This is a genomic window from Streptomyces sp. JB150 (assembly GCF_011193355.1).
GTDB lineage: Bacteria > Actinomycetota > Actinomycetes > Streptomycetales > Streptomycetaceae > Streptomyces.
In genome coordinates, this window is record NZ_CP049780.1 from 1,203,210 (window position 1) to 1,228,984 (window position 25,775).

Annotated in this window: 24 protein-coding genes; 1 reads left to right on the forward strand and 23 read right to left on the reverse strand. The window is 71.3% G+C overall.

The features are described 5' to 3' along the window. Positions 1–48: 48 nt before the first annotated feature. The 10 genes from gmk to pyrR form a co-directional block, all read right to left on the reverse strand. Positions 49–606, reverse strand: a complete 558-nt coding sequence (gene gmk / locus G7Z13_RS05745) for a guanylate kinase (RefSeq protein WP_165996658.1) — start codon at positions 604–606, stop codon at positions 49–51. A gap of 58 nt (positions 607–664) precedes the next feature. Next, the gene (locus tag G7Z13_RS05750) at positions 665–988 is read right to left on the reverse strand and encodes an integration host factor (protein WP_165996659.1); all 324 of its coding nucleotides are present in this window, start codon (positions 986–988) and stop codon (positions 665–667) included. 289 nt (positions 989–1,277) lie between these two features. Further along, the gene (gene pyrF / locus G7Z13_RS05755) at positions 1,278–2,132 is read right to left on the reverse strand and encodes an orotidine-5'-phosphate decarboxylase (protein WP_165996662.1); all 855 of its coding nucleotides are present in this window, start codon (positions 2,130–2,132) and stop codon (positions 1,278–1,280) included. Further along, on the reverse strand, positions 2,129–3,235 hold the full coding sequence (locus G7Z13_RS05760; protein ID WP_165996663.1) for a quinone-dependent dihydroorotate dehydrogenase: 1,107 nt from the start codon (positions 3,233–3,235) through the stop codon (positions 2,129–2,131). The genes pyrF and G7Z13_RS05760 overlap by 4 nt, the downstream gene beginning before the upstream one ends. 65 nt (positions 3,236–3,300) lie before the next feature. Beyond that, a complete protein-coding gene (carB, locus tag G7Z13_RS05765; RefSeq protein WP_165996665.1) occupies positions 3,301–6,609 on the reverse strand; it encodes a carbamoyl-phosphate synthase large subunit in 3,309 nt (1,102 codons plus the stop codon). After that, the gene (gene carA, locus G7Z13_RS05770; RefSeq protein WP_165996667.1) at positions 6,602–7,744 is read right to left on the reverse strand and encodes a glutamine-hydrolyzing carbamoyl-phosphate synthase small subunit; all 1,143 of its coding nucleotides are present in this window, start codon (positions 7,742–7,744) and stop codon (positions 6,602–6,604) included. The genes carB and carA overlap by 8 nt, the downstream gene beginning before the upstream one ends. Next, a complete protein-coding gene (locus G7Z13_RS05775; protein WP_165996669.1) occupies positions 7,741–8,310 on the reverse strand; it encodes a hypothetical protein in 570 nt (189 codons plus the stop codon). Before G7Z13_RS05775 ends, carA begins: the two co-directional genes overlap by 4 nt. Next, positions 8,307–9,593, reverse strand: a complete 1,287-nt coding sequence (locus tag G7Z13_RS05780; RefSeq protein ID WP_165996671.1) for a dihydroorotase — start codon at positions 9,591–9,593, stop codon at positions 8,307–8,309. The genes G7Z13_RS05775 and G7Z13_RS05780 overlap by 4 nt, the downstream gene beginning before the upstream one ends. 4 nt (positions 9,594–9,597) lie before the next feature. Continuing rightward, a complete protein-coding gene (locus G7Z13_RS05785; RefSeq protein ID WP_165996673.1) occupies positions 9,598–10,578 on the reverse strand; it encodes an aspartate carbamoyltransferase catalytic subunit in 981 nt (326 codons plus the stop codon). Positions 10,579–10,688: 110 nt separating this feature from the next. Then, the gene (gene pyrR / locus G7Z13_RS05790; protein WP_165996675.1) at positions 10,689–11,258 is read right to left on the reverse strand and encodes a bifunctional pyr operon transcriptional regulator/uracil phosphoribosyltransferase PyrR; all 570 of its coding nucleotides are present in this window, start codon (positions 11,256–11,258) and stop codon (positions 10,689–10,691) included. A gap of 277 nt (positions 11,259–11,535) precedes the next feature. Between pyrR and bldD the strand changes: the two genes are divergently transcribed. Beyond that, a complete protein-coding gene (gene bldD, locus G7Z13_RS05795) occupies positions 11,536–12,039 on the forward strand; it encodes a transcriptional regulator BldD (protein ID WP_010046440.1) in 504 nt (167 codons plus the stop codon). 293 nt (positions 12,040–12,332) lie between these two features. On the opposite strand, the gene nusB is transcribed toward bldD, so the two are convergent. The 13 genes from nusB to G7Z13_RS05860 form a co-directional block, all read right to left on the reverse strand. Beyond that, positions 12,333–12,767, reverse strand: a complete 435-nt coding sequence (nusB, locus tag G7Z13_RS05800) for a transcription antitermination factor NusB (RefSeq protein WP_165996677.1) — start codon at positions 12,765–12,767, stop codon at positions 12,333–12,335. Positions 12,768–12,769: 2 nt separating this feature from the next. After that, a complete protein-coding gene (gene efp, locus G7Z13_RS05805) occupies positions 12,770–13,336 on the reverse strand; it encodes an elongation factor P (RefSeq protein WP_165996679.1) in 567 nt (188 codons plus the stop codon). Positions 13,337–13,388: 52 nt separating this feature from the next. After that, entirely contained in the window at positions 13,389–14,495 is a 1,107-nt protein-coding gene (locus G7Z13_RS05810; protein WP_165996681.1) for an aminopeptidase P family protein, read from the reverse strand. 242 nt (positions 14,496–14,737) lie between these two features. Next, a complete protein-coding gene (locus G7Z13_RS05815) occupies positions 14,738–15,808 on the reverse strand; it encodes an AAA family ATPase (RefSeq protein WP_165996683.1) in 1,071 nt (356 codons plus the stop codon). A 166-nt stretch (positions 15,809–15,974) separates the two neighbouring features. Beyond that, positions 15,975–17,066 carry a 3-dehydroquinate synthase gene (aroB, locus tag G7Z13_RS05820; RefSeq protein WP_165996685.1) on the reverse strand — a complete coding sequence of 364 codons (1,092 nt, stop codon included), beginning with the start codon at positions 17,064–17,066 and terminating at the stop codon, positions 15,975–15,977. Beyond that, a complete protein-coding gene (locus G7Z13_RS05825) occupies positions 17,063–17,581 on the reverse strand; it encodes a shikimate kinase (RefSeq protein WP_165996688.1) in 519 nt (172 codons plus the stop codon). Before G7Z13_RS05825 ends, aroB begins: the two co-directional genes overlap by 4 nt. After that, the gene (gene aroC / locus G7Z13_RS05830) at positions 17,578–18,762 is read right to left on the reverse strand and encodes a chorismate synthase (RefSeq protein WP_165996689.1); all 1,185 of its coding nucleotides are present in this window, start codon (positions 18,760–18,762) and stop codon (positions 17,578–17,580) included. The genes G7Z13_RS05825 and aroC overlap by 4 nt, the downstream gene beginning before the upstream one ends. A gap of 253 nt (positions 18,763–19,015) precedes the next feature. After that, positions 19,016–19,849: a shikimate dehydrogenase gene (locus G7Z13_RS05835; protein WP_165996691.1), complete on the reverse strand. Its 834-nt coding sequence runs from the start codon at positions 19,847–19,849 to the stop codon at positions 19,016–19,018. Then, positions 19,849–21,588, reverse strand: coding sequence for an endolytic transglycosylase MltG (gene mltG / locus G7Z13_RS05840; protein ID WP_165996693.1), 1,740 nt, complete (start codon positions 21,586–21,588; stop codon positions 19,849–19,851). Before mltG ends, G7Z13_RS05835 begins: the two co-directional genes overlap by 1 nt. A 119-nt stretch (positions 21,589–21,707) precedes the next feature. Continuing rightward, positions 21,708–22,172 (reverse strand): Holliday junction resolvase RuvX, encoded by a 465-nt coding sequence (ruvX, locus tag G7Z13_RS05845; protein WP_165996695.1) that lies wholly within the window; start codon positions 22,170–22,172, stop codon positions 21,708–21,710. Continuing rightward, complete coding sequence (alaS, locus tag G7Z13_RS05850) at positions 22,172–24,844, reverse strand: alanine--tRNA ligase (protein ID WP_165996697.1); 2,673 nt, start codon at positions 24,842–24,844, stop codon at positions 22,172–22,174. The genes ruvX and alaS overlap by 1 nt, the downstream gene beginning before the upstream one ends. After that, complete coding sequence (locus G7Z13_RS05855; RefSeq protein WP_165996699.1) at positions 24,844–25,203, reverse strand: hypothetical protein; 360 nt, start codon at positions 25,201–25,203, stop codon at positions 24,844–24,846. The genes alaS and G7Z13_RS05855 overlap by 1 nt, the downstream gene beginning before the upstream one ends. An 8-nt stretch (positions 25,204–25,211) precedes the next feature. After that, positions 25,212–25,667: a DUF948 domain-containing protein gene (locus G7Z13_RS05860; RefSeq protein WP_166004685.1), complete on the reverse strand. Its 456-nt coding sequence runs from the start codon at positions 25,665–25,667 to the stop codon at positions 25,212–25,214. Positions 25,668–25,775: the final 108 nt, after the last annotated feature.

A 25,775-nucleotide genomic window follows, 5' to 3' on the forward strand; every position in this document is an offset into this window, starting at 1 on the left:
GGTCCGGGTCTGTGATCGGCGATCCAGGCCCGCGGCGACCACGGACGGTCACACGACGTTCATCAAGGCTAGCAGCTCACGGGCGACGTCCTGGACGGAGGTGTTGACCAGCGTCTCGTCGAACTCCGTCTCGGCGGCGAGTTCGACCTTGGCCGCGTCCAGCCGGCGCTCGATCACCTCGGGCGGCTCGGTGCCCCGGCCGGTCAGCCTGCGCACCAGCTCCTCCCAGGAGGGCGGAGCCAGGAACACCAGCTGGGCCTCGGGCATCGACTCGCGGACCTGCCGGGCACCCTGGAGGTCGATCTCCAGGAGGACGGGCTCACCCGCCTCCAGGCGCTCCAGCACGGCCGCGCGCGGCGTCCCGTAGCGGTTGCCGGCGAACTCGGCCCACTCCAGCAGCTCGCCGTTGGCGATCAGCTTGTCCATCTCCTCGTCGGTGACGAAGAAGTAGTGGACTCCGTGCTTCTCACCGGGGCGGGGCTTGCGGGTCGTCGCCGACACCGAGAGCCAGACCTCGGGGTGTTCCTTGCGCATATGGGCGACCACCGTGCTCTTGCCGACCCCGGAGGGTCCGGAGAGCACGGTCAGCCGCGGACGTTCACTCATGCAGCGATTATTCCAGCAATCCCGGAGTGCCCGGGACCAGGCCCGGGCGAGCCCGGGGTCAGGAGTTGGTGCCGCCGAATTCGCGCTCGAGGGAGGCGATCTGGTTGGAACCGAGACCGCGCACGCGGCGGCTCTCGGAGATGCCGAGTCGCTCCATGATCTGCTTGGCGCGGACCTTGCCCACGCCCGGCAGGGACTCGAGCAGGGCGGAGACCTTCATCTTACCGATGACGTCGTTCTCCTGGCCCTGCTTGATGACCTCGTGAAGGGAGGCGCCGGAGTGCTTGAGTCGATTCTTGACCTCGGCCCGCTCCCGGCGAGCCGCGGCGGCCTTTTCGAGCGCGGCTGCGCGCTGTTCGGGGGTAAGGGGCGGAAGAGCCACGCCTACGTCACCTCGGATGTCGAACTGTCGGATACGGACCGGTGAGGAACCTAGTCGCCCCACACCTGGGGAGCCACGAGCAACACGGCTGCCCGTTCTCCCCCACTGCCTCGAGGGCGTGGGAGGTGGCCCCACTCGTCGGAGACTAGCGGTCAAGTCCGCCAGAGTCAGCGAGAACAGAGGAAAAGTCCTGGTCAGCCTCAGTCAGGACCGGATATTTCAGACATACTGCCCTGGATTCGTGGATGTATCCAGCCTCAGGCAGTCCCCGGAGGACCCGGCGGAGCTCTCAGACCGGTGCCACCGCGGCCCGGATCTCCTCCGCGAAGCGGTCGGCGGCCGTCCGCAGCGCGCCCACGTCGGGACCGTGACGCAGAACACCCCGGCTGACGTTCGGGACGACGTTGCGCACCGCGGCTCCGAACACTGTGGGCAGATCGGTCGGTGTGGCCCCCTGCGCGCCGATGCCGGGCGCGAGCAGCGGACCGTTGATCGCCAGGTCGTACGAGGACAGGTCGCCCAGCGTCGCCCCGACGACCGCGCCGAAGGACCCCAGGGGCTCCTCCCCCGCGTTCTCGGCCGCGAGGTGGGCGAGCATCGTCGCGCCGACGGTGCGGCCGTCCGCGCGCACGGCGTGCTGGACCTCGCCGCCCTCCGGGTTGGACGTCAGCGCCAGCACGAACAGCCCGGCGCCGTTCTCCCGCGCCAGCTCGACGGCGGGCTTCAGGGAGCCGTAGCCGAGGTACGGCGAGACGGTGAGGGCGTCGGAGAACAGCGGGGCGCCCCGGCGCAGGAACGACTCGGCGTAGGCGGCCATGGTGGAGCCGATGTCGCCGCGCTTGGCGTCCATGACGACCAGCGCGCCGGCCGCGCGGGCCTCCTCGACGGACTTCTCCAGCACCGCGACACCGCGCGAGCCGAAGCGTTCGAAGAACGCGCTCTGCGGCTTGAGCACGGCGACCCGGTCGGCCACCGCCTCGACCACCGTGCGGCTGAACCGCTCCAGGCCCGCCACGTCGTCGTTCAGGCCCCACTCGGCGAGCAGGGAGGCGTGCGGGTCGATGCCCACGCACAGCGGTCCCCGCTCCTCCATGGCGCGGCGCAGCCGGGCGCCGAAGGGTTCCAGGGGGCTCGTGCCGGTCATCGGGGCTTCCTCACGTCGGCGCCGACCGCGTCGGCGAGAGTGGCGTACGGGCTCTGGCGCAGCCGCGCGGCGAGGCCCTTGTGGATGGCGCGGGCCCAGAAGGGTCCCTCGTAGACGAAGGCGCTGTAGCCCTGGACCAGCGTGGCGCCGGCCAGGATGCGCTGCCAGGCGTCCTCGGCGTTCTCGATGCCGCCGACGCCGACCAGGGTGATCCGGTCGCCCACGCGCGCGTAGAGGCGGCGCAGCACCTGCAGGGAGCGTTCCTTCAGGGGCGCCCCGGACAGGCCGCCGGTCTCCTTCACCAGGGACGGGTCGGAGGTCAGGCCCAGACCGTCGCGGGCGATGGTGGTGTTGGTCGCGATGATGCCGTCCAGGCCGAGTTCCACGGCGAGGTCGGCGACCGCGTCGACGTCCTCGTCGGCGAGGTCGGGCGCGATCTTCACCAGGAGCGGGACGCGCCGCGTGGTGACCGTGCGGTCGGCGGCCTCGCGGACGGCGGTCAGCAGCGGGCGCAGCGCCTCGGTGGCCTGGAGGTCGCGCAGGCCGGGCGTGTTGGGCGAGGAGACGTTGACGACCAGGTAGTCGGCGTACGGCGCGAGCCGCTCGGCGGACTTCACGTAGTCGAGGACGGCCTCTTCCTCCGGCACGACCTTGGTCTTGCCGATGTTGACGCCCACGACGGTCCGGAAGACCGGCGTGCGGGAGGCGAGGCGGGCGGCGACGGCGAGCGAGCCGTCGTTGTTGAAGCCCATGCGGTTGATCAGCGCGCGGTCGGCGACCAGGCGGAACAGCCGCTTCCTGGGGTTGCCGGGCTGCGGCTCGCCGGTGACGGTGCCGATCTCGACGTGGTCGAAGCCGAGCATCGCCATGCCGTCGATGGCGACGGCGTTCTTGTCGAAGCCGGCGGCGAGCCCGAACGGGCCGTGCATGCGCAGGCCGAAGGCCTCGGTGCGCAGCTCCTCGTACCGGGGCGCGAGCGCGGCCGCGACGAAGGTGCGCAGCACGGGGACGCGCACGGCCAGGCGGATCCAGCGGAAGGCCAGGTGGTGGGCCGCCTCCGGGTCCATCCGCCGGAAGAAGAGGTTGAAGAAGATCTTGTACATCGGTGTCCTCGGGGAGGGCCCCATGAAGAGGGGGACACCGTTTCCGGTGTCCCCCTCGAGGGCTGCTAGTCGCGGGCCGCGGTCAGGAATTCCGCGTGTTCCTGGAGCGATCGGACGCCCACGTCGCCGTGGTTGAGGGCGTCGATGCCCTGGACGGCGGCGGCGAGCGCCTGGACCGTCGTCAGGCACGGCACGGACCGGGCCACGGCCGCCGTACGGATCTCGTAGCCGTCGAGGCGGCCGCCGGTGCCGTACGGGGTGTTGACGATGAGGTCGACCTCGCCGTCGTGGATCAGCTGGACGATGGTCTTCTCCCCGTTGGGGCCGGGGCCCTCGGACTGCTTGCGCACGACCGTGGCGTGGATGCCGTTGCGCTTGAGGACCTCGGCGGTGCCGGAGGTGGCCAGCAGCTCGAAGCCGTGGGCGACCAGCTCCCGCGCCGGGAAGATCATCGAGCGCTTGTCGCGGTTGGCGACCGAGATGAACGCGCGGCCCTTGGTGGGCAGCGGGCCGTAGGCGCCGGCCTGCGACTTGGCGTACGCCGTGCCGAAGACCGAGTCGATGCCCATGACCTCGCCGGTGGAGCGCATCTCGGGGCCGAGGACGGTGTCGACGCCACGGCCGTGGATGTCCCGGAAGCGGGACCACGGCATGACGGCCTCCTTGACGGAGATCGGCGCGTCGAGCGGCAGCTCGCCGCCGTCGCCGTGCTGGGGCAGCAGGCCCTCGGCGCGCAGCTCGGCGATGGTCGCGCCCAGCGAGATCCGGGCGGCGGCCTTGGCCAGCGGCACCGCGGTCGCCTTGGAGGTGAAGGGCACCGTGCGCGAGGCGCGCGGGTTGGCCTCCAGGACGTAGAGGATGTCGCCCGCCATCGCGAACTGGATGTTGATCAGGCCGCGCACGCCGACGCCCTTGGCGATGGCCTCGGTGGAGGCGCGCAGCCGCTTGATGTCGAAGCCGCCGAGGGTGATCGGGGGCAGGGCGCACGCCGAGTCGCCGGAGTGGATGCCGGCCTCCTCGATGTGCTCCATGACGCCGCCGAGGTACAGCTCCTCGCCGTCGTAGAGCGCGTCGACGTCGATCTCGATCGCGTCGTCGAGGAAGCGGTCGACGAGGACCGGCCGGGTGGGGCTGATCTCGGTCGACTCGGCGATGTACGACTCCAGGCGGGCCTCGTCGTAGACGATCTCCATGCCGCGGCCGCCGAGCACGTAGGAGGGGCGGACGAGGACCGGGTAGCCGATCTCGTCGGCGATGGCCTTGGCCTCGGCGAAGGTGGTCGCGGTGCCGTGCTTGGGGGCCGGCAGGCCGGCCTCCTTCAGGACGCGGCCGAAGGCGCCGCGGTCCTCGGCGGCGTGGATCGCCTCCGGGGAGGTGCCGACGATCGGCAAGCCGTTGTCCTTGAGCGCCTGGGCGAGGCCGAGCGGGGTCTGGCCGCCGAGCTGGACGACGACGCCCGCGATCGGGCCGGCCTGCTGCTCGGCGTGGACGATCTCCAGCACGTCCTCGAGCGTCAGCGGCTCGAAGTACAGGCGGTCGGAGGTGTCGTAGTCGGTGGAGACGGTCTCCGGGTTGCAGTTGACCATCACCGTCTCGTAGCCCGCGTCCCTGAGCGCGAAGCAGGCGTGGACACAGGAGTAGTCGAACTCGATGCCCTGGCCGATGCGGTTCGGGCCGGAGCCCAGGATGATCACCGCGGGCTTCTCGCGCGGCGCGATCTCCGTCTCCTCGTCGTAGGAGGAGTAGAAGTACGGCGTCCTGGCGGCGAACTCGGCGGCGCAGGTGTCGACCGTCTTGTAGACCGGGCGGATGCCGAGCGCGTGGCGGACCTCGCGGACGACGTCCTCGCGCAGGCCGCGGATCTCGGCGATCTGCTGGTCGGAGAAGCCGTGCCGCTTGGCCTCGGCCAGCAGCTCGCGGGTCAGCTCGGGGGCCTCGGCGAGCTCGTCGGCGATCTCCTTGATGAGGAAGAGCTGGTCGACGAACCAGGGGTCGATCTTCGTGTACGCGAAGACCTCCTCGGGGGTGGCGCCCGCGCGGATGGCCTGCATGACCGTGTTGATCCGGCCGTCGGTCGGACGGACCGCGGCGCGCAGCAGCTCCTCCTTGTCGCCGGGCTCGCCCACGAAGGTGAACTGGCTGCCCTTCTTCTCCAGCGAGCGCAGCGCCTTCTGGAAGGCCTCCGTGAAGTTGCGGCCGATGGCCATGGCCTCGCCGACCGACTTCATCGTGGTGGTGAGGGTGGAGTCGGCGGACGGGAACTTCTCGAAGGCGAAGCGGGGGGCCTTGACGACCACGTAGTCGAGGGTCGGCTCGAAGGAGGCCGGGGTCTCCTGCGTGATGTCGTTCGGGATCTCGTCCAGCGTGTAGCCGACGGCCAGCTTCGCGGCGATCTTGGCGATCGGGAAGCCGGTCGCCTTGGAGGCGAGCGCGGAGGAGCGGGACACGCGCGGGTTCATCTCGATGACGATGACCCGGCCGTCCTCGGGGTTGACCGCGAACTGGATGTTGCAGCCGCCGGTGTCGACGCCGACCTCACGGATGATCGCGATGCCGACGTCGCGCAGCACCTGGTACTCGCGGTCGGTGAGCGTCATCGCGGGGGCGACGGTGATCGAGTCGCCGGTGTGCACGCCCATGGGGTCGAAGTTCTCGATGGAGCAGACAACCACGACGTTGTCGTTCTTGTCGCGCATCAGCTCCAGCTCGTACTCCTTCCAGCCGAGGATGGACTCCTCCAGCAGCACCTCGGTGGTCGGGGAGAGCGTGAGGCCCTGGCCGGCGATGCGGCGCAGCTCCTCCTCGTCGTGCGCGAAACCGGAGCCGGCGCCGCCCATGGTGAAGGAGGGGCGGACGACGACCGGGTAGCCGCCGAGCTGCTCCACGCCCGCGAGGACGTCCTCCATGGAGTGGCAGATGACCGAGCGGGCGGACTCGCCGTGCCCGATCTTCTTGCGGACCTCCTCCACGACGAGCTTGAACTGGTCGCGGTCCTCGCCCTTGTGGATGGCCTCGACGTTGGCGCCGATCAGCTCGACGCCGTACTTCTCCAGGACGCCGTTCTCGTGCAGGGAGATCGCGGTGTTCAGGGCCGTCTGGCCGCCGAGGGTGGGCAGCAGCGCGTCGGGGCGCTCCTTGGCGATGATCTTCTCGACGAACTCGGGGGTGATCGGCTCGACGTAGGTGGCGTCGGCGATCTCCGGGTCGGTCATGATCGTCGCCGGGTTGGAGTTGACGAGGATGACGCGCAGGCCCTCGGCCTTGAGGACGCGGCACGCCTGGGTGCCGGAGTAGTCGAACTCGGCGGCCTGGCCGATGACGATCGGGCCGGAGCCGATGACCAGGACGGACTGGATATCGGTGCGCTTAGGCACGCTGGCCCTCCATGAGCTTCACGAAGCGGTCGAACAGGTAGGCGGCGTCGTGCGGGCCGGCTGCCGCTTCGGGGTGGTACTGGACGCTGAAGGCCGGCTTGTCGAGAAGCTGGAGGCCCTCCACCACGTTGTCGTTGAGGCAGACGTGGGAGACCTCGGCGCGGCCGAAGGGGGTCTCGGAGACCTGGTCGAGCGGGGCGTCGACGGCGAAGCCGTGGTTGTGCGCGGTGACCTCGACCTTGCCGGTGGTGCGGTCCTGCACCGGCTGGTTGATGCCGCGGTGGCCGTACTTCAGCTTGTAGGTGCCGAAGCCCAGCGCGCGACCGAGGATCTGGTTGCCGAAGCAGATGCCGAACAGCGGGGTGCCCCGCTCCAGGACGGCCCGCATGACGGAGACCGGGTGGTCGGCGGTGGCCGGGTCGCCGGGGCCGTTGGAGAAGAACACGCCGTCCGGGTTCACGGCGTACACGTCCTCGACGCTCGCCGTGGCGGGCAGCACGTGCACCTCGATGCCGCGCTCGGCCATCCGGTGCGGGGTCATGCCCTTGATGCCGAGGTCGACGGCGGCGACGGTGAACTTCTTCTCACCGATCGCGGGGACGACGTACGGCTCCTTGGTGGCGACCTCGGCGGAGAGGTCGGCGCCCGTCATCTCGGGGGCCTGGCGGACCCGGGTGAGCATGGTGCCCTCGTCGGGCAGCGCGGTGCCGGAGAAGATGCCGACGCGCATGGCGCCGCGCTCGCGCAGGTGGCGGGTGAGCGCGCGGGTGTCGACGCCGCTGATGCCGACGACGCCCTGGGCGGCCAGCTCCTCGTCCAGGGAGCGCCGGGAGCGCCAGCTGGACGGCACGCGCGCGGGGTCGCGCACGACGTAGCCGGCGACCCAGATGCGCTGCGACTCGGGGTCCTCGTCGTTGACGCCGGTGTTGCCGACGTGCGGGGCCGTCATGACGACGACCTGCCGGTGGTACGACGGGTCCGTCAGGGTCTCCTGGTAGCCGGTCATGCCGGTGGAGAAGACGGCCTCGCCGAAGGTCTCCCCCACGGCCCCGTAGGCGCGGCCGCGGAAGACCCGGCCGTCCTCCAGGACGAGTACGGCGGGAACCCTGCTGGTTCCCCTGGTGGAGGTCGTCATCGTTCGGCGCCTTCCCTGGTGTTCGTTTCGATCATGGAGTTGAGGACGTCGACCCACTCGTTGTGCTCGGCCGCGCGGTCGGAGCGGAAGCCGGAGTCGATCAGCTTGTCGCCGTGTGCCCAGGTCACGATGAGCAGTCCGCCCTCGGTGAGCACCTTGCCGGCGATGCCCTTGTCGAGGCGGGCCGCGCGCAGCGCGGCGGCGGGGACGAAGAAGTCGGTCGCCCCGGGGCGTACGACCTCAAGGCCCGCGTCCGTCAGCGTCAGCTCGGCCCGGCTGCGGGTGCCCAGGCCGCGCGCCACGATGCGGTCCAGCCACTGTCCGGCGGTGGTGGAGCCGTGGTAGCGGCCACTCATCGTCAGTGTGGCCTCGCCGGGCTCGTCCGGCGCGGTGGGCAGCTCGGGCAGGTCGCCCTGGAGGGTGCCGCGCCACTTCCAGCCCTCGCGCATCAGCCAGTAGACGAGCGCGACGAAGAGGGCGAGGCCGACGACCCAGCCGAGGCGGGCGGCCCAGTCGGTCACTTCCGCCGATTTCCTCTCGGCGGCCAGCAGGATTACAGGTGTCACGTGAGCTTCCCGTCGACGAGCGTGGCCTTGCCCCGGAGCCACGTGTGCGTGACACGGCCCGGCAGCTCACGCCCCTCGTACGGGGTGTTGCGGCTGCGCGAGGCGAAGCCCGCGGGGTCCACGAGGCCACGGTATGCCGTGTCGACCAGGGTGAGGTTGGCGGGCTCACCAGCCGAGACGGGTCGGCCGTGGCCCGTGGCCCGTCCGATGCGCGCGGGCGCGAAGGACATCCGGTCGGCGACGCCGGCCCAGTCCAGCAGGCCCGTGTCCACCATGGTCGCCTGGACCACGGAGAGCGCGGTCTCCAGGCCGACCATGCCCATGGCGGCGGCGGCCCACTCGCAGTCCTTGTCCTCGTGCGGGTGGGGAGCGTGGTCGGTGGCGACGATGTCGATCGTGCCGTCGGCCAGGGCCTCGCGCAGGGCCAGCACGTCGCGCTCGGTGCGCAGCGGCGGGTTGACCTTGTAGACGGGGTTGTAGGTGCGCACCAGCTCGTCGGTGAGGAGCAGGTGGTGCGGGGTGACCTCGGCGGTCACCTGGATGCCGCGGGACTTGGCCCAGCGCACGATCTCGACCGACCCGGCGGTCGACAGGTGGCAGATGTGCACGCGGGAGCCGACGTGCTCGGCGAGCAGCACATCGCGGGCGATGATCGACTCCTCGGCCACCGCCGGCCAGCCGCCGAGACCCAGCTCGGCGGAGACGACGCCCTCGTTCATCTGGGCGCCCTCGGTCAGCCGCGGCTCCTGCGCGTGCTGGGCGATGACGCCGTCGAAGGCCTTCACGTACTCCAGCGCGCGGCGCATGATCTGCGCGTCGTGCACGCACTTGCCGTCGTCGGAGAAGACGGTCACCCCGGCCGCGGACTCGTGCATGGCGCCCAGCTCGGCGAGCTTGCTGCCCTCCAGGCCGACGGTGACGGCGCCGATGGGCTGCACGTCGCAGTAGCCGGACTCCCTGCCGAGCCGCCACACCTGCTCGACGACACCGGCGGTGTCGGCGACCGGGAAGGTGTTGGCCATGGCGAACACGCTGGTGTAGCCGCCGGAGGCCGCCGCGCGGGTGCCGGTCAGGACGGTCTCGGAGTCCTCGCGGCCGGGCTCGCGCAGGTGGGTGTGCAGGTCGACCAGGCCCGGCAGCAGCACCTTGCCGCCGGCCTCGACGACCTCGGCGCCGTCGGCGGACAGGCCGGTGCCCACCTCGGCGATGGTCTCGCCGTCGATCAGGACGTCCCGCTCCTCGCCGCCGAGGACCTTCGCACCACGGATCAGGATCTTGCTCACGGTCTTACTTCTCCTCGGTACGGGCGGTCTGGGTGGTGGCGGGCTCGTTGCCGCCCAGCAGCAGGTACAGCACGGCCATCCGGATGGAGACGCCGTTGGCGACCTGCTCGACGACGGTGCAGCGGTCGGAGTCGGCGACCTCGGCGGTGATCTCCATGCCGCGGACCATGGGGCCGGGGTGCATCACGATGGCGTGCTCGGGCATCTTCGCCATGCGGTCGCCGTCGAGGCCGTAGCGGCGCGCGTACTCGCGCTCGGTGGGGAAGAACGCGGCGTTCATCCGCTCGCGCTGCACCCGCAGCATCATCACCGCGTCGGACTTCGGCAGGGTGGAGTCGAGGTCGTACGACACCTCGCAGGGCCAGGTCTCGACGCCGACCGGCAGCAGGGTGGGCGGGGCGACGAGGGTGACCTCGGCGCCGAGGGTGTGCAGCAGGTCGACGTTGGAGCGGGCGACCCGGCTGTGCAGCACGTCGCCGACGATCGTGACGCGCCTGCCGGACAGGTCCTGGCCGAGCCCGGCGTCCTTGCCGACCAGGCGGCGGCGCATGGTGAACGCGTCGAGCAGGGCCTGCGTGGGGTGCTGGTGGGTGCCGTCGCCGGCGTTGATGACGACCGCGTCGATCCAGCCGGAGTTGGCGAGGCGGTACGGCGCTCCGGAGGCCCCGTGCCGGATGACGACGGCGTCGACGCCCATGGCCTCCAGGGTCTGGGCGGTGTCCTTCAGGGACTCGCCCTTGGAGACGCTGGAGCCCTTGGCGGAGAAGTTGATGACGTCCGCGGACAGCCGCTTCTCGGCGGCCTCGAAGGAGATCCGGGTGCGGGTGGAGTCCTCGAAGAAGAGGTTGACGATCGTGCGGCCGCGCAGGGTCGGCAGCTTCTTGATCGGCCGGTCGGCCACGCGGGCCATCTCCTCGGCGGTGTCGAGGATCAGGACGGCGTCGTCGCGGGTGAGGTCGGCGGCCGAGATGAGATGACGCTGCATCTGTCAGGCTCCGTAAGGAAGTTCATTCGGGAGGTTTCGGGCAAGCCGGTGCACGGTCGGGCGCGGGTGCCGGTGCGGGCACGCCGAAGACGGGCCGTACGCCCGGTCTGCTACTGGTCGGCCTTGGCGCCGAGCAGCACGGTGTCGCGACCGTCCTCCTCGGCGAGCTGGACCTTGACCGTCTCCCGCAGCGACGTGGGGAGGTTCTTGCCGACGTAGTCGGCGCGGATGGGCAGTTCGCGGTGGCCGCGGTCGACGAGGACCGCGAGCTGGACCGCGCGGGGGCGCCCGATGTCGTTCAGGGCGTCGAGGGCGGCGCGGATGGTGCGGCCGGAGAAGAGGACGTCGTCGACGAGGACGACCAGCTTGCCGTCGATGCCGTCACCGGGGATCTCGGTGCGGGCCAGCGCGCGCGGCGGGTGCATGCGCAGGTCGTCGCGGTACATGGTGATGTCCAGCGAGCCGCACGGGACCTTGCGCTCGGTGATCTGCTCGAGCTTGGCGGCCAGCCGCTGGGCGAGGAAGACGCCCCGGGTCGGAATGCCGAGGAGCACCACGTCGTCGGCGCCCTTGGCGCGCTCGACGATCTCGTGGGCGATGCGGGTCAGCACCCGCGCGATGTCAGGGCCTTCGAGAACGGGCCTGGCGTCGGACGCTTGCGCGTTCGCTTGCGTGTCCATACGAAACGGACCTCCTTCTCCGCCTCACGGGACGGACCTTAAAGGACGTCGGGATTGCGCCACCCACGGTATCAGGTCCCGCAGACACTCCGGAGACACCCCCTCGATCACCCTCGGATTCACCCGATCGGCCCAACCGGGTGCCGATACCACGGAAGAGTCGGTGTGGACCATTCGGCTTGACGCAGAAGAGTCACGCTGCGTAACCTCACAGTGAGTTACCAACCGCGCGGCGGGGATCACGCCAGTCGCGTCGACACAGTGTCCGGGGAGCTATATGTCCAGCGAATACGCCAAACAGCTCGGGGCCAAGCTCCGGGCCATCCGCACCCAGCAGGGCCTTTCCCTCCACGGTGTCGAGGAGAAGTCCCAGGGCCGCTGGAAGGCCGTGGTGGTCGGGTCCTACGAGCGTGGCGACCGCGCCGTGACCGTGCAGCGCCTTGCCGAGCTGGCGGATTTCTACGGCGTTCCCGTGCAGGAGCTGCTTCCGGGCACGACGCCGGGCGGCGCCGCCGAGCCGCCGCCGAAGCTGGTCCTGGACCTGGAGCGGCTCGCCACCGTCCCGGCCGAGAAGGCGGGCCCGCTGCAGCGGTACGCGGCGACGATCCAGTCCCAGCGCGGTGACTACAACGGCAAGGTGCTCTCGATCCGCCAGGACGACCTGCGCACACTCGCCGTCATCTACGACCAGTCGCCCTCGGTCCTCACCGAGCAGCTGATCAGCTGGGGCGTGCTGGACGCGGACGCGCGCCGCGCGGTGGCCACCCACGAGGAGGGCTGACCGCTCCGCAGCGTCAGCAGAAACGTGCCGCCGGGGTGGCCGGAACCCAACGGGTCCGGCCACCCCGGCGGCTTTCAGCAGCCGTCCACGCTCCTCCGCGCCGTCTCACGGGCCTCCCCCACTCCTGCGGGCTCCGAGCGCCCCAGCCGCGCGACACGAGCCTGAGCGCACCACAACGCGCGCCAGACGCACCACAACGCGCCCCTGGGCGCACGACTAGGCGCCCCAGCCGCACGACAACGCCCGAGGGCCCGCAGCGGATGTGCTGCGGGCCCTCGGGCGTCTTGGGTCGCTCAGGCCTCGTCGCGGCGCAGCGAGGGCTTGAGCTCCTTCAGCCGGCCGAGCAGTCCGTTGACGAACGAGGGCGACTCGTCCGTGGAGAACTCCTTCGCCAGCTGCACCATCTCGTCGAGCACGACGGCGTCCGGGGTCTCGTCGACCCAGATCAGCTCGTACGCGCCGAGACGCAGGATGTTGCGGTCGACGACCGGCATCCGGTCGAGCGTCCAGCCGACGGAGTACTGCGAGATCAGCTCGTCGATCCGCTTCGCGTGTTCCGCGTAGCCCTCGACCAGCTGCATCGTGTACTCGCTCACCGGCGGCTGCCGGGTGTCGGCCCGGGAGAGCCGGATCCAGTCCGCGAGAACGGTCAGGACGTCGGCGCCGCGCTGGTCGCCCTCGAAGAGGATCTGGAAGGCGCGCTTGCGGGCCGTGTTGCGGGCGGCCACGGTTAGCTGTTCACCCGGCCGAGGTAGTCGCTGGTGCGGGTGTCGACCTTGATCTTCTCACCGGTGGTGATGAAGAGCGGGACCTGGATCTGGTGGCCGGTCTCCAGGGTGGCGGGCTTGGTGCCACCGGTGGAGCGGTCGCCCTGGACGCCCGGCTCCGTCTCGGCGACGGTCAGCTCGACGGCGGCCGGCAGCTCGACGAAGAGCACCTCGCCCTCGTGCTGGGCGACGGTGGCCTCGAAGCCCTCGATCAGGAAGTTGGCGGCGTCGCCGACGACCTTCTTGTCGATGTGGAGCTGGTCGTAGGTCTCCATGTCCATGAAGACGAAGTAGTCGCCGTCCATGTACGAGAACTGCATGTCGCGCTTGTCGACAGTGGCCGTCTCGACCTTGACGCCGGCGTTGAAGGTCTTGTCGACGACCTTGCCGGAGAGCACGTTCTTGAGCTTGGTGCGCACGAAGGCCGGGCCCTTGCCGGGCTTGACGTGCTGGAACTCGACGACGGACCAGAGCTGGCCGCCTTCGAGCTTGAGCACCATGCCGTTCTTGAGGTCGTTCGTGGAAGCCACGGTTGCGGAATCTCCTGGACTGACGTGGACGACCCCGGGGGCACGCACCTGCCTATAGTGCGAGCAGCTCCTTGGTCGTAATGGTGAGTAGCTCGGGTCCGCCGTCCGCCTCGGGGCGGACGACGAGCGTGTCATCGATCCGGACGCCGCCCCGTCCCGGGAGGTGGACCCCAGGTTCGACGGTGACCGGCACGCAAGCGTCCAGTTTACCCATGGCCGCGGGAGCCAACTGCGGGTCCTCGTCGATTTCGAGTCCGACGCCGTGCCCGGTCAGCGGAGGCAGCGCTTCCCCATGGCCCGCCGAGTCCAGCACCTGCCGGGCCGCGCGGTCCACGTCCCGGCAGGCGGCGCCGGGCGCCAGGGACTCACGGCCGGCCCGCTGCGCGGCGAAGACCAGGTCGTACAGCTCGATCTGCCAGTCGGCGGGCGAGGTCCCGATGACGAAGGTACGGCCGATCTCGCAGCGGTAGCCGCGGTAGGTCGCGCCCAGGCAGACGGAGAGGAAGTCGCCCTCCTCGACCCGCCGGTCCGTGGGCCGGTGCCCGCGGCGGCCGGAGTTCGGGCCGGTGCCCACGGAGGTGGGGAAGGCGGGGCCGTCGGCGCCGTGGTCGACGAGGCGCCGCTCCAGCTCCAGGGCGAGATGGCGTTCGGTCCGGCCGACCAGGATCGATTCGAGCAGCTCACCGAGGGCCTGGTCGGCGATCTCGGCGCCGATCCGCAGGCAGGAGATCTCCTCTTCGTCCTTCACCACTCTCAGCTGCTCGACCACGCCGCCCAGGTCGGCCAGGCGCAGCCGGGGCGCGACCGAGGCGATGGCCCGATGCCGGGCGACGGTGAGGTGGTGTTCCTCGACGGCGAGGGAGTCGGCGCCCTGGCCCGCGGCGAGACCGGCGGCGGCGACGGCGGGGTCGCCGGCGGAGCCGGTCAGGACGTGCACCCGCACCGCCTCGTCGAGGCGGCCGTCGGCGGGGCGGTCCTCCGGCGGGGCCGCGCACACCAGGAGGTCGTCGCGCTTGCCCAGCAGCAGGACGGCACCGTGGGGTGCCGCGCCCGCGAGGTAGCGCACGTTGGCGGGACGGGAGACGAGCGCGGCGGCACTGCCGCTGGCACTACTGCATTCCCTCAGCCGCGCTCGGCGGGTCGCGTACACCTCTGACATGAGACGAGCGTAGGAGCCCTGGGCGTTTTGTGCCGGTTGGGGCGGTGCCGTTCGGGCTAGCGCCGTGGTGTGAGGGGTGGTGTGCGTGTTGCGGGTCCGTGGCGAGCCTGGTGCGAGTCGGTGGCGATCCTGGTGCGGGTCCCTGGCGAGGCTGGAGTGGGTCCGTGCCGAACCGGGAGTGGGCCGTGGTGCCTCACCGCGCGGTTCCCGGCGCCCTCGACGGCGGGGTCACTCCCCCGCGTTCACCATGTGGGCGGACTGGCGATCGCCCGGGCCAGGACCTCGTCCAGGACGCGGGCCGTGCCGGGGACGTCGAGCTGGGAGTTGTCGATGATCGGCAGGCCCGAGCCGTACCAGCCGGCCATGCGGCCGTGGATGCGGGCGACCTCCTCGTCGGTGAGGCGGCGGTTGCCGGTGCGCTCGGCGTTGCGCTCCAGCACGATGTCGAGGCCCGGGAGCAGGACGACGGGGAGCAGTCCGGGGCCGACGTGCCGCTTCCAGCCGCCGAGGCCGACCACCGGGCGGTCGGGGAAGACGGCGTCGTCGAGGATGCAGGAGATGCCGTTGGCCAGGAAGTTGCGCGCGGCGAAGCCACAGGTGCGGCGGGCCAGGCGGTACTGAGCCTCCGAGTTGTCGTTCCATCCGGACTGCGGGTCGGCGAAGCCGGAGCGGACCCATTCACGGACGTCGTCGAGGCTGATGTGGGCGGTGGGCACCCGGCGGTGGTCCGCCCAGTACTTGGCGACGCTGGTCTTGCCCGCGCCGGCCGGGCCGATCAGCAGCACCGCGAGGGTGGCGGTGGCCGGGTCGGGCACCGGGGCGGCCGGCGCCGGCGTGGCACCGGGGGATGCCACCGGGCCGCCGGGCGGCAGCGGGACGTGCCCGGTCACCTCCGTGCCCTGCGGCGGCACCGCGGGGTGCGCGGCCGGCGCTCCGGTGTAGCCCGGGGGCTGCGGCGGAGGTACGGGGGCGGATCCCCGCGGCACGGGGGCGGGACCGTGATGCGCGGGGGCAGGACCCAGGGGCGCGGCCGGGCTCTGCGGTGCGGCCGGACCGTGGTGCGGGACCGGTCCCTGGTACGGAGGGGGACCCTGGTGCGCAGCGGGACCCGTGTGCGGTGCCTGACCCGCGTGCGGTGCCTGACCCGCGTGCGGGACCGAGCCGTGGTGCGGGACCGGTCCCTGGTGCGGGGCAGGGTGGTGCCGGCCCGCCTGGTGCGGGTCCGGGTGCTGTGCGGCCGGCGACCAGCCGGCGGCCGGACCGTGCCCCGGCTGGTGGGGCGGCGGCAGCGGAGACCCCACTGCGTGCTGCATCCGGTGCCACTCCGTCTCGTCTTTCAGGGCTGTCGGCGCTGGCAGCGGGCCCGGCCCGCTCCCTACCGAACGGTACCGCCCCCGGCCGTCGTTTGGTGAACGGCCGGGGGCGGCCCGAAGTGCCCATCGCCACAAGCGAATCGGGCGGAAGGGGTCCCCGTGGGACTTACTGGGCCACCTCGCCGTAGGCGGCGAGCAGCATGGCCGGATCGGGACCCTCCAGGACGGTCGGCTTGGCGAGGCCGTCGAGGACGATGAACCGCAGCATGTCGCCGCGGGACTTCTTGTCGACCTTCATCGCCTGGAGCAACTTGGGCCACTGGTCGTAGCGGTAGGTGAGCGGCAGCCCGACCGACTCCAGGATGGTGCGGTGGCGGTCGGCGGTGGCGTCGTCCAACCGGCCCGCCAGACGGCCGAGTTCGGCGGCGAAGTGCATACCGACGGCCACGGCGGCGCCGTGCCGCCACGTGTAGCGCTCGTTCTTCTCGATGGCGTGGCCGAGGGTGTGGCCGTAGTTGAGGATCTCGCGCAGCCCGCTTTCCTTCAGGTCGGCGGAGACGACCTCGGCCTTGACCCGGATCGACCGCTCGATCAGCTCGGCGGTGTGCGGACCGGCCGGGGTGCGCGCGCCCTCGGGGTCGGCCTCGATCAGGTCCAGGATCGCCGGGTCGGCGATGAACCCGGCCTTGATGACCTCGGCGAGCCCGGAGACATAGTCGTGCACCGGGAGGGAGTCCAGCGCGGCCAGGTCGCACAGCACGCCGGCCGGGGGGTGGAAGGAGCCGACGAGGTTCTTGCCCTCGGCGGTGTTGATGCCGGTCTTGCCGCCCACGGCCGCGTCGACCATGGCCAGCACGGTCGTCGGGATCGCGATCCAGCGCACGCCGCGCAGCCAGGTCGCGGCCACGAACCCGGCGAGGTCGGTGGTGGAGCCGCCGCCGACGCCGACGATCACGTCGGTGCGGGTGAACCCGGACTGGCCGAGCGCCTTCCAGCAGTAGGCGGCGACCTCGGCGGTCTTGGCCTCCTCCGCGTTCGGCACCTGGATGGCGACCGCCTCGTAGCCCTGCCCGGCCAGGTCGGCGCGCAGCGCCTCGCCGGTCTCGGCCAGCGCCTCCGGGTGGATCACGGCCACCCGGGTCACGTTGCCGCCGATCAGTCCGGCCAGCTCGCCGAGCAGCTGCCGGCCCACCAGGACCTCGTAGGGGGCGCTGCCCGCGGTGCCGCCGACCTGGATTCGCGTCACAGACTCGCTCATGCTTCCTTCCACTCCAGTGCGTCCAGCACCGCTTGGGCGACCTCGTCCGGCGTGCGCTCGTCGGTGGCCACCACCGCGCCGGCCACTTCCTCGTACAGATGCCGGCGCGCCTCCATCAGCTCGCGCCACTGCTTGCGCGGGTTGACCGCGAGCAGGGGCCGGGCGGTGTTGAGGCCGGTGCGCCGGGCCGCTTCCTCGACGTCCATCGACAGGTACACCACCCGCTGCCCGGCGAGCAGCGCGCGTGTGTCCGGGTCGAGGACCGCGCCGCCGCCGAGCGCCAGGACGCCGTCGTGCTCGGCGAGCGCCCGGCGCACGGCCTGCTTCTCCAGGGCGCGGAAGGCGGGCTCGCCGTCGTCGACGAAGATGTCGGCGATGGCGCGTCCCTGCTCGGCGACGATGTCGTCGTCGGTGTCCCGGTAGCCGACCCCCAGCCGCTCCGCGAGGAGCTGTCCGACGGTGGACTTGCCCACCCCCATCGGACCGACCAGGACGACGACAGGACCGGTGCTCATCGGATGTGCAGGTTGTCGAGGTACGACCGCACGTTGCGGCGGGTCTCGGTGACGCTGTCACCGCCGAACTTCTCCGCCACCGCGTCGGCCAGGACCAGCGCGACCATGGCCTCGGCGACGATGCCGGCGGCCGGCACCGCGGAGACGTCGGAGCGCTGGTGGTGGGCCTGGGCGGCCTCGCCGGTGGTGACGTCCACCGTCTTCAGCGCGCGCGGGACGGTCGCGATCGGCTTCATCGCCGCGCGCACCCGCAGGAGCTCACCCGTGGTCAGGCCGCCCTCGGTGCCACCGGCCCGCCCGGAGACGCGCCGGATGCCCTCCGGGGTGCCGACGATCTCGTCGTGCGCCTTGGAGCCGGGCACCCGCGCCAGCTCGAAACCGTCACCGATCTCGACGCCCTTGATCGCCTGAATGCCCATCAGGGCGCCGGCGAGCCGGGCGTCCAGCTTGCGGTCCCAGTGCACGTGCGAGCCGAGGCCCACCGGCACGCCGTACGCCAGCACCTCCACCACACCGCCGAGGGTGTCGCCGTCCTTGTGGGCCTGGTCGACCTCCGCCACCATCGCCTTGGAGGTGTCGGCGTCCAGGCAGCGCAGCGGGTCGGCGTCCAGCTTCTCGACGTCGGCCGGGGTGGGGTACACACCCCGCGGGGCCTTCACCGAGCACAACTCGACGACGTGCGAGACGATCTCGATCCCGGTCGTCTCCTTCAGGTACGACCGCGCCACCGCGCCCAGCGCCACCCGCGCCGCGGTCTCCCGCGCCGAGGCACGCTCCAGGATCGGCCGCGCTTCCTCGAAGCCGTACTTCTGCATGCCCGCCAGATCCGCGTGACCGGGCCGCGGCCGGGTCAGCGGCGCGTTGCGCGCCAGCCCCGCCAGCACCTCCGGGTCGACCGGATCGGCCGCCATGACCTGCTCCCACTTCGGCCACTCGGTGTTCCCCACCATGATCGCCACCGGGGAACCCAGCGTCAGGCCGTGCCGGACACCACCGAGGAAGGTGACCTCGTCCCGCTCGAACTTCATCCGCGCACCGCGCCCATAGCCGAGCCGCCGCCGCGCCAGGTGATCCGCCACCATCTCCGTGGTGACCGGCACGCCGGCGGGAAGGCCCTCCAGCGTCGCGACGAGTGCGGGACCGTGGGACTCCCCCGCGGTCAGCCAGCGCAACCTGCTCAACGGTGCTCCTCTGTGCTCGCGCCCCGGAACTGCCTGCCGACGCCCATTCTCGCGTACGGCGGTGGCGCGACCGGGGTGCGCGGCCCTGGCCCGCCGCCTCCGATCCTCCCATGCCGCGGCGGCTGCCCCATCGGCCGGTCCACCCAGCGGACCGGACGGGGTCGGAAATGAGCCATGCGGAGCGCCTGCAGGACCACGACGACGAGCCGCGCCCCGTGGTACGGCAGGGCACGGCCGGGAGACACCCCAGGCGCTAGCGCCGGCGCTCCGCGAGGGCGCGCTCGCCCGCGCGGCGCATGGCGGCGACGGGGGCCGGTGCGCGACCCGTCATCTGTTCCACCTGGAGGACCGCCTGGTGGACGAGGAGGTCGAGTCCGCTGACCACGGCGCCACCGTAGGCGGACCAGCGGGCCGCGAGCATGGTCGGCCACGGGTCGTACAGCACGTCGAAGAGGGCGGCGGGCCGCTCGGGGACGGCGGCGGCCAGGGCGTCGGTGGCGCCCGCCGGGGTGGTGGCGATGACGAGGGGCGCGCGCAGCGCCTGCTCGGCGTCGGCCCAGTCGGCGATGCGGATCTGGACGTCCAGCCGCTCGGCCCACCTGCGCATCTCGGCCGCGCGGGCCTCGCTGCGCACGTAGACGGCGATCTCGCCGGTGCAGATCCGGGCGAGCGCGGCGAGGGCGGAGGAGGCGGTGGCGCCGGCGCCGAGGACGGCGGCGCCGTCGACCTTGTCGATGCCGTGCTCGGCCAGGGCCGCGACCATGCCGGGAATGTCGGTGTTGTCACCGGTCCGGCGGCCGTCCTCGTGGAAGACGACGGTGTTGACGGCGTCCACCGAGGCCGCGGTCGGGCTGATCTCGTCGAGCAGCGGGATGACCGCCCGCTTCAGCGGCATGGTCACCGACAGGCCGGCCCACTCCGGTCCCAGTCCCTCCACGAAGCCCGCAAGCGCCTGCTCGTCGACCTCGAAGCGGTCGTACGTCCAGTCGGTCAGCCCCAGCTCCGCGTAGGCGGCGCGGTGCAGCACCGGGGAGAGGGAGTGGGCGATCGGCGAGCCGAGAACGGCTGCCCGGCGGGAGGGTGCCATCACTTGTTCCTCGAAGCGTTCCACTGGTCGACCAGGCGCTGGTGTTCTTCGTTGGTCCGGGTGAACTTGCTGGTCTTGCCGTCCATGGAGATGAAGTAGTACCAGCCGTCGTCGGTCGGGTCGAGGGCGCCCTTGATCGCGTCCTCACCGGGGTTGCTGATCGGGCCGGGCGGCAGACCGCGGTAGTAGTACGTGTTGTACGGGTTGTCGTAGTTCCTGAGCTCGGCCAGAGTCAGGTCGATCTTGCTCTGGTTCTTGATGTAGTTGTACGTGGAGTCGAACTCCAGCATGCCGTTGGTCTGCGGGTTCGCGGGCTTGAGCCGGTTGTAGATGACCTCGGCCATCTTGCGGAAGTCGTCGTGGCTGGTGCCCTCGGCCTGGACCAGGCTCGCGACGGTGACCAGCTGCCACGGGTTCTCCAGCCCCAGGCTCTCGGCCTTCTTCTCGACGCCCAGTTCCTCGTACGTGGCGGTGGCGCGCTGCACCATCTGCTTGAGGACGTCCTCGGGCTTGTGGCCCTTGGCGACCGGATAGCTGGAGGGGTACAGGAAGCCTTCCAGCGGGTCCTTGACGCCCTCGTGGTTCTGCGCCCAGTCGGGCAGGCCGAGCTCTTTCCACTCCTCCTGGGCGACCTTGGCGGTGGTGCCCGACTCGACCTCCAGACGCTTGTCGATGAGCTGGTAGATCTCGGCGTTGCGCCGGCCCTCGGCGATGATGAGGTTGTTCTTGCTCTCGGGGCTGAGCATGAGTTCGACCGCGCTGTCGGCCGACATCTCCTTCTCCAGCGTGTACACGCCGTCCTGGATGCTCTTGCCCTGCGGGTTGGCGTTCTGGGCGGCGACGAAGGCGTCGACGCTCTTGACGACCCCGGCCCGTTTGAGGATGTTGCCCATCTCGGAGCCGCTCGCGCCCGGCGGGATGGTGACGGAGACCTGCTCGCCGTTGCCGTCGCCCGCGAAGTCGGGGGCCTCGCCGAAACGGTCCTGGTAGAACTGGAGCCCGAAGTAGCCGACGCCCGCGAGGCCGCCGCCGAACACCGCGACGACCACCAGGCAGGCGATGCCGTTGCGGCTCTTCTTGTTCTTGCCGCCGCGGCCCCGGCGGTCGCTGCCCCGGCCGCGCCGGCCGCCCGGCTGCTCGTCACCGTCGCCGTCGTCGTCCCCGCCCGCGAAGAAGGCGGCTTCTCCCTGGTCGGGGCCCGGGTCCCAGTCGGTGACGGGCTCGGGGTCGCCGGTGCGGCGCGCGGGCGGCTCGGGCGGCGGATAGGCGTCCGGCGTGCCGTAGAAGTCGGGCTGCTCCCCTTCGTAGCCCGCCGGCTGCTGGGTGTACGGGTCGACGGGCTCCGCGGGGTACGGGATGTGCGGCTGGGCGTCGCCGGCCCAGCCGCCGCCGTTGTCGTACGGCTGCCGCTGGTCGTACTGCGAGCCGCCCTGCTGGTCGTAGTGCTGACCGCCGTGCTGGTCGTACTGCTGCCCGCCCTGGCCGGGGTACTGCTGCTGACCGTAGTCCTGGTACTGCTGCCCGTCCTGGCCGTAAGCGGCCTGGCCGCCGGTGCTCCAGTCGCCGTACTCCGGCTGGCCGGTCTGCTGCGGCTGCTGCTGCGGATGGTGCTGTGGCCGGCCGCCGTAGGCGGACTGCCCGCCCTGCTGGGCCTGCTGTCCTCCCCATCCGCCGTCCCCGTACAACGGGTCCTCCGGATGCCACGGTTCGGAGCCTTGGCCCCGGCCATACTCAGTCATCGATCCCCTAGAGCCGCGAGGCGGCGGTCGCGGCCCTCCGGCTCGGTCCCGCACCGCCTCTTGCTGTGCGGCGGCTGTTCGAATGCCGCCGCATCGCGCGGAACGTTACCGTATCGCGATCAGATGACCACTTCGACGCCCTCACCGGGTGCTGTACCTGACACCCGTTCGGATTCCAGCGCCTGCTGGAGGATGATCACGGCGGCCGCCTGGTCGATGACGGACCGCCCCTTCTTGGATTTCACCCCGGAGGCGCGCAGGCCCTGACTGGCCGTCACCGTCGTCATGCGCTCGTCGACCAGCCGCACCGGAACCGGGGCGATCGCGCGCGCCAGTTCCCGGGCGAAGCCGCGGACCTTGGCCGCGGCCGGGCCCTCGCCGCCCTTCAGGGAGCGCGGGAGCCCGACGACGACCTCGATCGGCTCGTACTCCTCGACCAGCTGCTGCAGGCGCCGCTGGGCCGCCGGGACGTCCCGGCCGGGAACGGTCTCCACCGGCGTGGCGAGGATCCCGTCGGGGTCGCACGAGGCGACCCCGATGCGGGCGTCCCCGACGTCGACGGCGAGCCGGCGTCCTCTGCGCATTACTTGGCCGTCTCCGCGACCAGGCGCTCGACGGCCTGCACGGCCTCGCCGATGGCGGCCGGGTTCTGGCCGCCGCCCTGGGCGACGTCCGGCTTGCCGCCACCGCCGCCGCCGAGCGTCTTGGCGGCCGTGCGGACCAGGTCGCCGGCCTTGAGGCCGCGCTCGCGGGCGGCCTCGTTGGTGGCGATCACCGTCAGCGGCTTGCCGTTCGCCGTGGTGAACAGGGCCACCACGGCGGCCCGGCCGCCCTGGATGCGGCCGCGCACGTCGAGGACCAGCTTGCGCAGGTCGTCGGCGGTGGTGCCGTCCGGGACCTGGCCGGTGACCAGGGCGACGCCGTGCACGTCCTTGGCGGACTCGGCGAGGCCGGCGGCGGCCTGGAGCACCTTCTCGGCGCGGAACCGCTCGATCTCCTTCTCGGCTTCCTTCAGCTTGCCGAGCATCGCGGAGACCTTCTCCGGCAGCTCCTCCGGACGGCCCTTGAGCAGCTCGGTGAGCTGGTTGACGACCGTGTGCTCCCGGGCGAGGAACTGGTAGGCGTCCACGCCGACCAGGGCCTCGATACGGCGCACGCCGGAGCCGATGGAGGACTCGCCGAGCAGCTTCACCAGACCCAGCTGGGAGGTCTTGTGCACGTGCGTGCCGCCGCACAGCTCCTTGGAGAAGTCGCCGATGGTGACGACGCGCACCCGCTCGCCGTACTTCTCGCCGAACTCGGCGATGGCGCCCTGCTTCCTGGCCTCGTCGATGCCCATGACCTCGGCGTGTACCGAGAGGTCGCGGGCCAGCACCTCGTTGATCTTCTGCTCGACGTCGGTCATCACCGTCTGCGGCACGGCGGACGGGGAGCCGAAGTCGAAGCGGAAACGGCCGGGCTGGTTCTCGGAACCGGCCTGGGCGGCCGTCGGGCCGAGGGCGTCGCGCAGCGCCTGGTGGGTCAGGTGGGTGGCCGAGTGGGCGCGGGCGATGGCCGAGCGGCGCCTGGCGTCGATCGAGGCGTGGGCCTTGGCGCCGACGGTGACCTCGCCGACCTGGACGACGCCCTTGTGGACGTAGACGCCCGGGACCGGCTTCTGGCAGTCGCGGACCTCGATGACGGCACCGGTGTCGATCTTGATCTTGCCGGTGTCGCCGATCTGGCCGCCGCCCTCGGCGTAGAACGGGGTGCGGTCGAGGACGATCTCGACCTCGTCGCCCTCGGTGGCGGCGGGCGAGGACACGCCGTCCACGAGGATGCCGACGACCGTGGACTCGCCCTCGGTGTCGGTGTAGCCGATGAAGTCGGTGGCGCCGGCCTTGTCGGCGATCTCGCGGTAGGCGCCCATGTCGGCGTGGCCGGTCTTCTTGGCCTGGGCGTCGGCCTTGGCGCGCTCCCGCTGCTCCTTCATCAGGCGGCGGAAGCCGTCCTCGTCCACGGACAGGCCCTGCTCGGCGGCCATCTCCAGGGTGAGGTCGATCGGGAAGCCCCAGGTGTCGTGGAGCAGGAACGCCTTGTCGCCGGGCAGCACGCTGGAGCCGGCGGCCTTGGTCTCGGCGACGGCGCTGTCGAGGATGTTGGTGCCGGCCTTCAGCGTCTTGAGGAAGGCGTTCTCCTCGGCGAGGGCGACCTTCTCGATGCGCTCGCGGTCGGTGATCAGCTCGGGGTACTGCTGCCCCATCATGCCGATGACGACGTCGATGAGGTCCTTGACGACCGGCCCTGTGGCGCCGAGCAGGCGCATGTTGCGGATGGCGCGGCGCATGATGCGGCGCAGGACGTAGCCGCGGCCCTCGTTGCCGGGGGTGACGCCGTCGCCGATGAGCATGGTGGCGGTGCGCATGTGGTCGGTGACCACGCGCAGGGAGACGTCCGAGTCGTGGGCGTCGCCGTAGCGGACGCCGGTCAGCTCGGTGGCCTTGTTGATCACGGCCATCGAGGTGTCGATCTCGTACATGTTCTGCACGCCCTGCAGAATCATGGCGAGCCGCTCGAGGCCGAGGCCGGTGTCGATGTTCTTGCTGGGCAGGTCGCCGAGGATCTCGAAGTTGTCCTTGCCGGTGCCCTCGCCCCGCTCGTACTGCATGAAGACCAGGTTCCAGATCTCCACGTACCGCTCGTCGTTGACGGCGGGGCCGCCCTCGGGGCCGAACTCGGGGCCGCGGTCGTAGTTGATCTCGGAGCAGGGGCCGCAGGGGCCGGGCACGCCCATGGACCAGAAGTTGTCCTTCATGCCCAGGCGCTGGATGCGCTCCTTGGGCACGCCGACGACCTCGTGCCAGATCTGCTCGGCCTCGTCGTCGTCCTGGTAGACGGTGATCCAGAGCCTCTCCGGCTCCAGGCCGTAACCGCCCTTGTCCTGGGGCGTGGTGAGCAGCTCCCAGGCGAGCTTGATGGCGCCTTCCTTGAAGTAGTCGCCGAAGGAGAAGTTGCCGCACATCTGGAAGAACGTGCCGTGCCGCGTGGTCTTGCCGACCTCTTCGATGTCGGGCGTGCGCACGCACTTCTGCACGCTGGTGGCGCGCGGGAACGGCGGCTTGACCTCACCCAGGAAGTAGGGCTTGAAGGGCACCATGCCGGCCGGGACGAGGAGCAGAGTCGGGTCGTCCGCGATGAGCGACGCCGAAGGGACGACGGTGTGCCCGCGCTCCTCGAAGAAGCTCAGCCAGCGACGGCGGATCTCAGCCGACTCCATCAGTGGTCCTCATTCCGGTTGTTGTACGGCTTGTTGTACGGGTACTTCGGGGTGTCGATGTACCGGGGATCGTTGCGGTTCTCGATGGCGGCCAGGCGCCGGGGCGGGGCGAGTTCGGGATCCGCGTCGAGGCCGAGCGCGTCCTGCAGTTCGGCTTCCCGGCGGGCCATGTTGTCGCGGACGTCGAGGGCGAAGCCCACCGCGCGGTCCTTGAGTCTGTGACCGGTTTCGATCGCCTTGTTCGCCGCGGCCGCGGCCAGGCTCTCGGGCGTCAGCTGCCTCAGCTTGCGGTTGACCTTGGTGGTGGCCCACACACCGGTGGCGACACCCGTGGTGAACCAGAACGTACGGCGGAACATCGCTCGGTTCAGTCCTTCTTTCCGCGGAGGTTCCGCTTCGCCCGCCGCGAGGCCGGGACGGTGCGGCCCACGATCACGGTACGCCGCGGCGCTCGGTCGGGCATGTCGTCCTTGCGGCCGCTCAGCGCCTGGCGCACGCCGTAGCCGAAGGCCGCGACCTTGACCAGCGGGCCGCCGAAGGTGGAGGCGACGGTGGTCGAGAGCGCGGAGGCGTTCGCGGTGACCTCCTGGACGTCGGAGGCGATCGCGTCGACCCGGTCGATCTGGGTCTGCGCGGAGCGCACCGCCGCGGAGGCGTCGGCCAGCAGCGGGACGGCCTGGTCGGTCACGTCCGCCACGAGCTTGGTGGTCGCCTTGAGCGTCTGGGCCAGCCTCGCGAGAGCCACCGCGAGGAAGGAGACCAGGATCGCCCAGAAGACGGCCACCAGGATCCCGGCCACCTCTCCACCGGACACCTTGTGCACCCGCTCCCTGAAACGTGCTCTGAACATCGGAACCTTGAAAAGGCAGTGCACCGAGCCTATCGCGCCGGGGCTGCCGCTCCGTACCGGATTAGCGCCCGTGGGCAGCGA